This is a genomic window from Neptunomonas sp. ABH4_499, from assembly GCF_056160565.1.
In genome coordinates this window covers 22,546-34,548 of the sequence record NZ_JBSWXK010000015.1, presented here as the reverse complement: position 1 = coordinate 34,548, position 12,003 = coordinate 22,546, and the positions used below count along the sequence as shown (strand labels likewise).

Annotated in this window: 11 protein-coding genes; 8 read left to right on the top strand and 3 right to left on the bottom strand. The window is 49.9% G+C overall.

Annotation, left to right across the window (positions count from 1 at the left end):
* Positions 1-81 precede the first annotated feature (81 nt).
* Together ACXAF9_RS14780 and ACXAF9_RS14775 are read left to right on the top strand one after the other, a co-directional pair.
* Positions 82-588: a hypothetical protein gene (locus ACXAF9_RS14780; RefSeq protein ID WP_475075460.1), complete on the top strand. Its 507-nt coding sequence runs from the start codon at positions 82-84 to the stop codon at positions 586-588.
* 3 nt (positions 589-591) lie between these two features.
* Positions 592-1,167: a YiiX/YebB-like N1pC/P60 family cysteine hydrolase gene (locus ACXAF9_RS14775; protein WP_475075459.1), complete on the top strand. Its 576-nt coding sequence runs from the start codon at positions 592-594 to the stop codon at positions 1,165-1,167.
* Positions 1,168-1,237: 70 nt separating this feature from the next.
* On the opposite strand, the gene ACXAF9_RS14770 is transcribed toward ACXAF9_RS14775, so the two are convergent.
* Positions 1,238-1,939 carry a pentapeptide repeat-containing protein gene (locus ACXAF9_RS14770; protein ID WP_475075458.1) on the bottom strand — a complete coding sequence of 234 codons (702 nt, stop codon included), beginning with the start codon at positions 1,937-1,939 and terminating at the stop codon, positions 1,238-1,240.
* Between the two features lie 90 nt (positions 1,940-2,029).
* The gene (locus ACXAF9_RS14765) at positions 2,030-3,889 is read right to left on the bottom strand and encodes a methanol/ethanol family PQQ-dependent dehydrogenase (protein WP_475075457.1); all 1,860 of its coding nucleotides are present in this window, start codon (positions 3,887-3,889) and stop codon (positions 2,030-2,032) included.
* Between the two features lie 447 nt (positions 3,890-4,336).
* Between ACXAF9_RS14765 and pedF the strand changes: the two genes are divergently transcribed.
* From pedF to exaC, 6 genes are all read left to right on the top strand, one after another.
* Positions 4,337-4,738: a cytochrome c-550 PedF gene (pedF, locus tag ACXAF9_RS14760; protein ID WP_475075496.1), complete on the top strand. Its 402-nt coding sequence runs from the start codon at positions 4,337-4,339 to the stop codon at positions 4,736-4,738.
* Entirely contained in the window at positions 4,731-5,645 is a 915-nt protein-coding gene (locus ACXAF9_RS14755) for a substrate-binding periplasmic protein (RefSeq protein ID WP_475075456.1), read from the top strand. The genes pedF and ACXAF9_RS14755 overlap by 8 nt, the downstream gene beginning before the upstream one ends.
* Positions 5,646-5,788: 143 nt before the next feature.
* Positions 5,789-6,601: a quinoprotein dehydrogenase-associated SoxYZ-like carrier gene (locus ACXAF9_RS14750; RefSeq protein WP_475075455.1), complete on the top strand. Its 813-nt coding sequence runs from the start codon at positions 5,789-5,791 to the stop codon at positions 6,599-6,601.
* A complete protein-coding gene (locus tag ACXAF9_RS14745) occupies positions 6,573-7,523 on the top strand; it encodes a quinoprotein relay system zinc metallohydrolase 1 (RefSeq protein ID WP_475075454.1) in 951 nt (316 codons plus the stop codon). The genes ACXAF9_RS14750 and ACXAF9_RS14745 overlap by 29 nt, the downstream gene beginning before the upstream one ends.
* A gap of 225 nt (positions 7,524-7,748) precedes the next feature.
* Positions 7,749-9,515 (top strand): PQQ-dependent methanol/ethanol family dehydrogenase, encoded by a 1,767-nt coding sequence (locus tag ACXAF9_RS14740; RefSeq protein ID WP_475075453.1) that lies wholly within the window; start codon positions 7,749-7,751, stop codon positions 9,513-9,515.
* Positions 9,516-9,810: 295 nt separating this feature from the next.
* Entirely contained in the window at positions 9,811-11,328 is a 1,518-nt protein-coding gene (exaC, locus tag ACXAF9_RS14735) for an acetaldehyde dehydrogenase ExaC (RefSeq protein WP_475075452.1), read from the top strand.
* A gap of 80 nt (positions 11,329-11,408) precedes the next feature.
* Here exaC and ACXAF9_RS14730 read toward each other — a convergent pair whose 3' ends face one another.
* Complete coding sequence (locus ACXAF9_RS14730; protein ID WP_475075451.1) at positions 11,409-11,789, bottom strand: DUF3750 domain-containing protein; 381 nt, start codon at positions 11,787-11,789, stop codon at positions 11,409-11,411.
* Positions 11,790-12,003 lie beyond the last annotated feature (214 nt).

The window sequence follows — 12,003 nt, the reverse complement described above, 5'->3', positions numbered from 1 at the left end:
CTAAAAGTACAAATTTGATTTATTATGGGATCTCTTTTACTCTGTCGCGTCCTCAGTCACGGTAATGGAGTATTGTGATCAATGAAGCGCACATTTAATATCCTTTTAGTTGTGTTTTCCCTTCTTACGCTATCTGCATGCGATACGGATGACTTTAACAGTGTTTTTAGAAGTCCATATATCGTCGATATAGGTTCCATTGAAAGTATGGAACCGAATAAGTGGTATGAGTTTTCTAAAGATTTTGAAGCGCTTAATAGTCGGCAGCAGGTAAGATTTTCTTTTCTTGGTAGCGATCCTCAATCACTCGATATAAAAGTAAAAAACGATCCTACGCATAGGCTTGGTCAGCGATCTGAATTTGAATCTAGCCTTTATCCAAATAAAAAAATAGAAATTAATGTTTTTATTTATGATGAAGATGGTAAGGAATATGAGTTTGAAGCATTAGGTAAATCAAGTGCTGTGCTGTTATACAGTGCGTCTGGTGAAAGCCTAAAGGGAAAAGAGTTTAAAACAGTTAAGGTGAGAAGTAATTTAAATCTTAAAGATATAAAAATTAAATGGATATCTACGACAGGGAAGTAAAATATGGCTGGTACTGAAAATAAAAGCGTGTCGAGTAATGAAAACCCTAAAGCTTTATCGAATTTTATATCTGTTGCGAGTTTGCAAGTAGGGGATATATTACTGTCTACGACAGAAGGGTTTGTATCCGACTCTGTGAAGGTGACGACACGGTCTAAGTTTAGTCATGCTAGACTTTATATTGGAGGGAACGAGATCATTGAGGCAATAGATCCAGAAGTGGTTCGAAAACCTGTAAATCTAGCGATTGAACATGACACTTACACGCATGTTTATCGGTACCCTAATCTTAGTGAAGTTCAGCAAGCAGCAATAGCTAATTATGCAAAAGCGCAAGACGGTAAGGAGTATGACCTATCTGGTGCATTGGCAGCCCCCGCTGTATCTTTTCTGTGGACCCCCATGCTTCTAACAAAGTTAGATAATCTTAATGATTCCGAGTTTGATTTCTACTGTTCGGAGTTAGTTGCATTCTCGTATAAAAGTGCGGGTATTAAATTAGAGTTTGCGGCAAGTCAAACGACGCCGGAAGATCTGGCGGTTAATAAAAAACTCAAATATATCGGTCGTTTGAAATAAAGGTTAGAAATCTAAAAGGGTGGCAGGAGCCACCCTTTTTTGTGGGTAAAATACGCCAGATGCAGTGCAATCAGTATTTTTGCCAATCAAACGGGCAATCGGTACAGCCATCCATCACCGCATTTTGGAAAGTGGCGTAATGGATGCGGGTTCCGGTTAGGGTCGCTTCGCTTAAGTTGGCGTCGTTGAGTTTGGCCTCTTGCAGTGTGGCATCGCTTAAGTTGGCCTGAAACAGATCCACTTTCGGGAACCAGACCATCTCCATGTTCGCAGCCGTTAAATTGGTGCGATGCATGTGCGCTTTACTGAAACGGGCAAACTCTAGGTTAGCGCCGGTCAGATTCGCATCATCCCAGTGACTGCCTTGAGCAAACATCGCCCATGCGTTGATGGCGATTGCTTTAGCGTTGTGCAGTTTGGCCCCCCTCAGGTCGGCGTGGCGAAGGTCGGCACGCGACAGGTTCGCGCCTTTAAGGTTAGCCCCCTTTAGATCGGCATTGGTTAGGGTTGCGTGGCGCAGGTCCGCCCCCTCAAGGTTAGCCCCTTTTAACACGGCATTGGACAGATCCAGATGACGTAGGTCGGCGTTGGATAGGTCCGCCCCGTTACACTGCATACGTGCTTTAATCTCGCAGCCATTGATGATCATTGGGGCTGGGTCGTTAAAGCTCATGTCTGCTTGGGCAAAAGGGGCGCTTAACCCTAAGCCGATGAGCAACATCCATCGCTGTTCCATAGGTCGTTTCTTAAGTCGTTCCATAAGGAGTTTCATAAGTATTCTCCACCTAAACACCCGTAGGTAAAAAAGAGCCTGCAGGGCAGGCTCAATGTGAAGGACGTTGAAGGTCAATCGATGAAAGGCTTACCACTTAGGCAGTTTGAATGCCCAGAATGAGCCGCCTTGAGAGACCGGTTTGGTCAATACGGCCATGTCACCACCCCACAATGGCACCGCGCCACCGTAACCGGATGCTATGCCGATGTATTGATCACCGTCCATCTCCCACGTAATCGGTGAGGAGATAATCCCGGAGCCGGTCTGGAATTTCCAAAGCTCTTCGCCGGTTTCAGCGTCAAAGGCTTTCAGGTAACCGTCGCCCGTTCCGGTGAAGACTAAGCCGCCTTTGGTGGCCAGTACGCCCGCCCACAGAGGCAGAGCTTCTTTGTGTTCCCACTTTTTATCACCTGTTAATGGGTCGAATGCGCGCAGGATACCGACGTGATCATCAAACATGCGCTTGATGCGGAAACCTTGGCCAAGATAGGCGTTACCCTTGGAGTAGGTGACCTCTTCAGTCCAGTAATCCTCTTTCCAGTGGTTACCTGGCACATAAAAGAGGCCCGTGTCTTGGCTGTACGCCATAGGGTTCCAGTTTTTGCCGCCTAAGAAAGGCGGTGATACCTCAATCGCTTCACCTTTGGATTCACCTGGCTTCGGTTGCGGTGGACGTTGTCCCTCGTTTTCAACCGGACGGCCGGTTTTTGGGTCGATGTGCGAGGCCCACGTGATGTTATCCACAAATGGGAAGGCACGGATGAAGTCGCCGTTTTCACGGTTAACCACATAAAAGAAACCGTTACGGTCCGCGTGTGCCGTTGCTTTCACGGTTTTGCCGTTGTCATCGTATTCAAACAGCACTAACTCGTTATTACCCGAGAAGTCCCACGCATCGTTAGGTGTGTGCTGATAGAACCAATCCACTTCACCGGTGGTTGGGTCGACCGCAACCTGACCAGAGGTATATAGGTTATCCCAGTTACGTGGGTCATCGCCTTCGGCGGTTCGCTTCCAGGTGTTCCAAGGGGCTGGGTTACCGGCACCCACGATAATGCGATTGTTTTCGACATCAAAGCTGGCACTTTGCCATGGCGCACCGCCACCGTGGTGCCAGGCTTCAACCAAGTTGCCGTCTTTATCACGTGGCCAGGTTGGCGCTTCTGGGTCACCCGTTGGCGTGCTGTCTTCGCCGTTCAAACGACCCATATGGCCCTCAACGAACGGACGCATCCAGATCTCTTCACCGGTTTCTACATCACGTGCATAGAGTTTACCCACCACACCAAACTCGTCGCCGGATGATCCGTGAATCAGCATAACGCGACCGGTTTTCTGATCTTTGATGATGGTCGGTGCACCAGTCATGGTGTAACCGGCTTGGTGATCTTCAAATTTCTTTTTCCACTTTACCTTACCGGTTTTGCGGTCCAGTGCGACCACGGCGGCATCCAACGTACCGAAGAAAACTTTATCCCCATAGATGGCGGCACCGCGGTTAACTACGTCACAGCAAGGACGGATGTCTTCAGGCAGACGGTGTGAGTAAGACCAAAGTTTTTTACCCGTATGGGCATCCACCGCAAACAAGCGCGAGTAAGAGCCTGTGATGTACAGAATGTCATCGTGAATCAGTGCTTGGGTTTCTTGGCCACGCTGTTTTTCATCACCAAACGAGAACGACCAAGCCGGGGTTAGGCGTTTGACGTTTTCTTTATTGATCTCATCCATGGCGCTGTAGCGTTGCGCTTTTGGCCCAATGCCGTAACCCAAAACGTCTTTTGGGGTGTTTGCATCATTGGCGATGTCTTCCCAAGTGACCGGTTGTGTATCTGGAGCGGCAGCGTGTGCCGGAAGAGTCGTCAGTCCCAGAGCGCAGGCGCTGCTCAGTAATAGGGCTCGGCTGACGGCGCTGGAGATTAGACGGCGTTGCATCTTACGTTTCATAGTGACCTCTTAACATTCTTGTTATCGGTTTGAGGAGGATTCCTATCTATTTTGAAAACACAGGCTCTTTGGGCGCTATGGAGAAACTCCCGACAATGAAACGTGAAATGCCTGCTTTGCATGGGAAGGCTTCCCTATGGATGTAAGGCATTGTCCATTAAGGCATCTACGACCCTGTACCTAAGGTGTAAGAGGGGATTTACGACCGAAAGCGGGTGCATAAAAGTGACTCTGTGTGGCTACTACCTTATGCGAAAAGCGTCTAATACCAAGGAACTAAGCCCGAGCCGCCAAAGTACAATTCTGTGAAAAAGACGCCTCGTTCATTATTTAATCAAGTCCGAGCTTAGGCTCTGGGCTCGACGTTCTATGTCGAGATAACAATAATTATTGCGGGTGAATCTAATGTCTTATAAGAAACTTATCGTTCAATCTACGGCGACTCTTATGTTGTGCACAGGCCTCACTGGCTTGGCATGGGCTCATGGTGATGTTGTTCCTCAAGCGGTTGATACAACCGGTCTGGAATCCCTGGGTGAAGAGTGGTTGGAAGAAAACCCATATCGCGAGCCAAACGAAAACCATGATGCGGCCGTAAAAATCGGTGCGTCTGCTTACAACCAAAACTGTGCACGTTGCCACGGCCTAGAGGGTATCTCTGGCGGTATCGCTCCTGACTTACGTATGTTGGAGCCAGGTCTTGACGGTGACGAGTGGTACCAATACCGTGTGGTAAATGGTGCGGTACGTGACGGTAAAGTGTATATGCCTAAAATGGCTGATTACATGAGCCAAGAGTCCCTTTGGGCGATTCGTACCTGGTTGGAGACGTTACCAGTTGATGAATAAAATCACCCAGTACGCTGTTCTTGGTTTGGCGCTGACAATGTCAGGGTCAGCCATGGCGCGTGCTTATGACGATGTGATCGCCGCGGGTGAACTGATCGTTGGTGTGTACAAAGATTTTCCACCCTACTCGTTCCAGTCTGAAGACGGAAAGCCCACTGGGCTGGATGTTGAAATCGGTCAGGCGATCGCAGACGGACTGGGCGTGCAAATGCGTGTTCATTGGGTGACTCCGGATGAAAATCTGGAGGATGATCTGCGCAATAATGTCTGGAAAGGGCATTATCTCGACAAGGATGAAGAAAATCCGATGGCTTTGAAAAAGCTGGCGGATGTCATGATGCGTATACCCTACGACCGAGAATACGCCTATCGTCAGGATGTTCAGACCGGGGAACTGGTGAATGAGCAGGTAGTGATGTTTGGGCCGTATCATCGGGAATCATGGCGGGTGGCCTATGATGGCAAAAAGCTGGAGTCCGTCCAAACCATGGCGGTCTTCCAGTACCACCCCATCGGTGTTGAGATCGACAGCTTGCCTGATTTTTATCTGACTTCGGCCTTTGGTGGTCGTATGCGAAAAAATGTTCGTCACTACTCGACGCCACGTTTGGCGTTTTCAGCGATGGAAGAAGGTAAAGTGGATGCGGTGATGGCGATGCGATCCGAAGTGGATTACATGCTCCACACAGCAAACAACTCGCAGTACAGCGTTGCTGAAAACGGTTTTCCCTCTATGGGCAAACAGAAGTGGGATGTCGGTATGGCGGTCAAAAGTACCTACCGTCAGCTAGGCTATGCCATCGAAGATGTCGTGGATCAAATGGTGCGTAATGGCCAAATGGCCGAGCTGTTTGGTCGCTACGGCGTCACTTATGAGCTTCCAGGCTTATACCAAGACGTTCAGTAACCTGAACCCTTTACACCTTTAGAAGGGTTAATGCGGGGCGCAAAGTAGCATAGACATGCCTTTCGCCCTCGCGCTATGTTCTTACACACTGTTCATTCGTTACCCAAAACTGACAATAAATACAAAAAAGTGAGGGGGACACTATGCCAAGCGCATTAATGCGATGGTTGGTGGTTTGTGTATCGTGGTTGTGCCTTGGCATGGCCGGGATCAGCTACGCCGCCATGACATCCAGTGATGGTCCAGAGCCCTCGGACCCACTGAATTCCCCTATGTGGTCCTACACCAAGAAGATGTTTTTAGGTGATGCGTCGTATCGATTTGATGACCGCGTTCGTGTCACGGTGCCCGCTTTTGCTGAAGACCCAACCCAAGTGCCGCTGCAGGTGGACGTTAGTGCCTTGGATGAACCGATCAAAACCATGATCGTCTGGGCCGACCTTAACCCGATTCAACACATCTACACGCTGCACGCGAATGAGGGAAAGATCCCAACGGTTTCGCTGCGTTTTAAAGTGCAACAAGGTACCGCTGTTCGCGCTGCCGTCCAGACGCAAGCAGGGGAGTGGCTGGTGGGTGGCCAATACCTAGATGCGTCTGGCGGCGGCTGCACAGCAGCGAGTGTGGCGGCTGGCAATGCTTATTGGGAATCCCACCTTGGCGAGATGCAGTTTAAGCGCTTTGAACGAAGCGAGGTGGATCGACTGAAAATGCGGGTTATCCATCCGATGGATACGGGTTTGGTGGATGCCATCCCTGAGTTTTACATTGAGCAGCTGGTGCTGAGTCGTCAAACACCCCAAAGTGAGTCGGTTGTGCTTAGGATGGAGCTGTCCCAACCTGTGAGCGAAAACCCTGTGATTCAGTGGGATGTCGCGACAGGCCAAGGTATGCAACGCGATTACCGACTATGGATGCGAGATAACAATGGCAATGAATTTGAACAGCCACTTTAGCCGTATCCTTGTTGGGTTGGTGTTCGCCTGCCTATCGGCGCTAGTGCCGGTCGGTGCGGCGCCGTTGGAATACACCTTGACGCCTCAGAAAGTCGCGGATAATACCTATCTTGTGCAAGGCAAACGCGAGAGCTTCTCCCGGTTAAACGGCGGCAATATCGTTAACACCGCATTTGTGATCACCAAGGAGGGCGTGGTTGTCATCGACTCTGGCCCATCCAAACGCTATGGCGAGGCGCTGCGTGCGGCCATTCAACGCGTAACCGATGTGCCGATAACGGACCTTTTCCTGACGCATCATCATCCCGATCACTTTTTGGGTAATCAGGCGTTTACGGATGTGCGTATTTGGGCGCTCCCTAAAACCGGTCAGCTCATTGCGGAACAGGGCAATGACCTTGCCACCAATCTGTACGGTTTGGTTGGGGATTGGATGCGCGGCACCGAAGTCGCCATGCCCAACAAGCCCATCGAGCAGGCTGAGTTTAGCCTTGGTGGTCATACGTTTCAGTTAATCCCGTTAAAGGGGCATACCGGCGCGGATCTGGCGCTCTTTGACACCCGTACTAAGATGCTTTTCGCGGGGGATCTGATCTTCTATCAGCGTGCGCTTGCTACGCCGAACACGCCAGGGCTCAAAACCTGGATCGAGGAAATGAGCGTTTTAGAAAGGCTAAATGCCCGACAAGTTATCCCAGGTCACGGCCCTGTGGTCGAGCCAGAACCGGCGTTGACTCAGATGCGTGAGTATCTGGCGTGGTTGGATCAGCTCTTGACGGAATCCGCGGAGGCGGGCTTGACCATGAACGAGGTGATCAATCAGCCAATTCCTCAACAATTTCAAGAGATTGCATTAACACAATATGAGTTAATGCGTACCGTATTTCACCTGTACGCCGATTACGAATCGGCGGCATTTTAACCTGCAACACTGGCAGTCTCGGCGCCTTCGGGCGCCTTTTTTTTTGCGCAAAATAACCCTACCAGCAAACAGAGAATTAGTACTAAGTGAGTAGGAAAGTTAGCCTCGCGATTAATTGTTGGATTTGCCCAAAACTTCAAAATGTCGATAAGGGTCTGGGAACTTTTCCCGGATCACTCCTGAACGCCCCTCACAATAATAAATGATTCCGTAAAGGAGCTAGTGATGAAACAATCGACTCTGGGCAAAGGTTTTGCAGTAAGCGTGCTTGCGGCGGCCGTTTCTTTCTCAACCGCAGTTTCTGCCGGTGTGACAGACCAGGACATCCTGAACGACCAAGCTACAACGGGTGATGTTGTCTCCAATGGTATGGGCCTGCGTGGCCAACGTTTCAGCCCGCTGAAGGCTGTAAACGGCGATACTATTAAAGATCTGCGTCCAGTTTGGGCTTTCTCTTTTGGTGGTGAAAAGCAACGTGGTCAAGAATCACAACCGGTTGTTAAAGACGGTGTGATGTACGTGACAGCCTCTTACTCTCGTGTGTTTGCGATCGACGTAAAAACCGGTGATGAGCTTTGGCAATACGATGCGCGTCTGCCGGATGCGATCATGCCTTGCTGTGACGTAATTAACCGTGGTGTTGCGCTGTACGATGACCTGGTGATCTTCGGTACACTGGATGCCAAGCTGGTTGCACTGAACAAAGACACGGGTAAAACCGTGTGGAAAAAGAAAGTCGACGACTACAAAGCCGGTTACTCCCTGACCGCTGCACCGATCGTTGTTAAAGGTAAAGTCATCACGGGTGTCTCCGGTGGTGAGTTTGGTGTTGTTGGTAAAGTTGAAGCGTACGACGCTAAAACCGGTGACCTGGTATGGACACGTCCAACTGTTGAAGGTCACATGGGTTACATCTGGAAAGATGGCAAGAAAGTTGAAAACGGCATCTCTGGCGGTGAAGCGGGCAAAACATGGCCTGGCGATCTGTGGAAAACCGGTGGTGCAGCAACGTGGCTTGGCGGTACCTACGACCCTGACGTAGACCTGTTGTTCTTCGGTACGGGTAACCCTGCGCCTTGGAACTCACACTTGCGCCCTGGCGATAACCTGTTCTCCTCTTCTCGTTTGGCGATTGATCCTGATACCGGCAAAATCGTTTGGCACTTCCAAACCACACCACACGATGGTTGGGACTTTGACGGTGTAAACGAGCTGATCTCCTTTGACTACAAAGAGAACGGTAAAACGGTTAAAGCGGCCGGTACCGCTGACCGTAACGGTTTTTTCTACGTCTTGAACCGTGAAAACGGTGACTTCATCCGTGGCTTCCCGTTCGTTGATAAGATCACATGGGCGAAAGGTCTGGATGAGAACGGCCGTCCAATCTACGACGATGCGAACCGTCCTGGTAACCCAGCGAATGCAACAGAAGGTAAGCAAGGTGAAACGGTTCTGGCTGCACCATCTTTCCTTGGTGGTAAAAACTGGATGCCAATGTCTTACTCGCAAGAGACCGGTCTTTTCTACGTACCGTCTAACGAGTGGGAAATGGACATCTGGAACGAGCCAGTATCGTACAAAAAAGGTGCGGCTTACCTAGGTGCGGGCTTCACGATCAGAGCGATCAACGAAGACTACATCGGTGTTCTGCGTGCGGTTGATCCGAAAACCGGCAAAATCGTATGGTCTTACAAAAACTACGCGCCTCTGTGGGGCGGTACCATGGTTACAGCGGGTAACTTGGTCTTCATGGGTAACCCAGAAGGATACTTGATGGCGTTCGATGCGAAAACAGGTGAAGAGAAGTACCGCTTCAACACCGGTTCCGGCATCGTGGGTACCCCAATTACTTGGGATATGGACGGTGAGCAGTACGTCTCTGTTGTATCCGGTTGGGGTGGTGCTGTACCTCTTTGGGGCGGTGAAGTTGCGAAACGCGTAAAAGACTTCAACCAAGGTGGTATGGTTTGGACATTCAAACTGCCTAAGTAATCCTAGCGACCCTAATAATCGCTGATAAAACCCGACATTTGTCGGGTTTTTTTATAAGTAAATCAAAGTGGTTTGACGCGGTTTGATACGGTTCGAAGGGATTAGTGGCGGCACCTAAAAATGCCCCTCGAAAGAGAGCGACAAGTGGCAAATTTTGTTCAGTACTAAAGTAGTAGTTTTTCGCATCCAACGTGCGATTTCTGCAACCTTTCGAGAATCCTAATATCAAACAGTGACTAATGAATTGCGCCTGAGTCTCGGATGGCAGGCGTATAACAATAAAGAGGTCGAGAAAATGATTTATGCACAGCCAGGAGCTGAAGGCTCAGTTGTAACATTTAAAGAGCGTTACGGTAACTTCATCGGTGGCGAATGGGTTGCACCTGTTAAAGGTCAATACTTCAAAAACATCTCCCCAGTAAACGGTGAAGCGTTCTGCGAAATCCCTCGCTCTACTGAAGAAGACATCAATCTGGCTCTGGATGCGGCTCACAAAGTGAAAGCGTCTTGGGGAACAACATCGGTTATCGAGCGTTCTAACATCCTGCTGAAAATTGCAGATCGCATCGAAGCGAACCTCGAGAAACTGGCTGTAGCAGAAACGTGGGATAACGGTAAAGCCGTTCGTGAAACTCTGGCGGCCGACGTACCTCTGTCCGCTGACCACTTCCGTTACTTCGCCGGTTGCGTACGTGCTCAGGAAGGTTCTATCGGTGAAATCGACCACAACACAGTGGCGTACCATTTCCATGAGCCACTGGGTGTGGTAGGTCAGATCATCCCTTGGAACTTCCCACTGTTGATGGCTGCGTGGAAAATCGCACCAGCACTGGCTGCAGGTAACTGCATCGTGCTGAAGCCTGCTGAGCAAACACCAGCGTCTATCTTGGTTCTGATGGAAGTGATCGGTGATCTGTTGCCAGCGGGTGTTCTGAACATCGTTAACGGTTTCGGTGCAGAAGCCGGTCAAGCGCTGGCGACCAGCACTCGCATCGCGAAAATCGCCTTCACAGGTTCGACTCCAGTTGGTTCGCACATCATGAAGTGCGCGGCTGAAAACATCATCCCATCAACGGTAGAGCTGGGCGGTAAGTCACCAAACATCTACTTCTCTGATGTGATGCAAGCGGAAGATGAGTTCATCAGCAAGTGTGTTGAAGGTACGGTTCTGGCCTTCTTCAACCAAGGTGAAGTATGTACTTGCCCATCTCGTCTGCTGGTTCAAGAAGACATCTACGATGAGTTCATCGCTAAGGTGATCGAGCGTATCGGTCAGATCAAGCGTGGTAACCCGCTGGATACTGAAACCATGGTTGGTGCTCAAGCGTCTCAAGAGCAGTTCGATAAGATCCTGAGCTACTTGGATATCGGTCGCCAAGAAGGTGCACAAGTCCTAACCGGTGGTGCAGCTGAGAATATCGACGGCTTCAATGGCGGTTTCTACATCCAGCCAACTCTGATGAAAGGCGACAACAGCATGCGCGTCTTCCAAGAAGAGATCTTCGGACCAGTTGTTGCAGTAACTACGTTTAAAGACGAAGCTGAAGCACTGGCCATCGCTAACGACACTGAGTTCGGTCTGGGCGCAGGTGTTTGGACGCGTGATACTAACCGTGCATACCGCATGGGTCGTGGTATCGAAGCGGGTCGCGTATGGATGAACTGCTACCACCAGTACCCAGCGCACGCTGCGTTCGGCGGTTACAAGAAGTCGGGTGTAGGCCGTGAAACACACAAAATGATGTTGGATCACTACCAGCAAACCAAGAACATGCTGGTAAGCTACGACATCAACCCACTGGGCTTCTTCTAAGCCGTTAAGTGAGTCCTCTCCATGAAAAATCCCGCCAATAGGCGGGATTTTTTTATGCATAAAAACGAGATCTGCGTGGTTTAAGACTCATCGTTATCGGCGTAGCCAGAGCCGATGGCTCTAAAGGGAAGCTTGGCATCAAACCCATCCACATGGTCAATTACCCACTGCGGAAAGGTATTGCTGTTGGGGCCTAGAAAGACGCTGTACTCGTTTTTCCAAGGATAGCGCTCAACAACATCAGCAATCTGGGGGATAAGCGCGTTGGCCTTATCGCCTCGCCAACTCCAAGCATCGGCCGCGTAAACCTGCACGACCGCCTCAGGGGTGCTGTCTGGCTCAGGTGCAATCCCTGCAGGCTCACGGCTGGCGCTTTGCCACCCGTCGGTCGAACATCCCAAGAGCGGTATGGATAGGGCACAAATTAGCGCCGCTCTTTTAGTGAATGTTGATATAATCATCGCCGCTCCGTGAGTCATTACTTACATACATTGAGAGCTGAATGTCGAAAGGAAGTTCCTTTGACTAACATGACTAGGGCTTTTGATGGATGGAGCCATCAGGGTTTTTTGGTACACTAACACCATGTATGGTTGACCGCTTTGGTCGCTAAATAGGGATAAATATTTTCTAATGACGATATATCGCCGAACACAATCGGTAGTAACAAGCGTT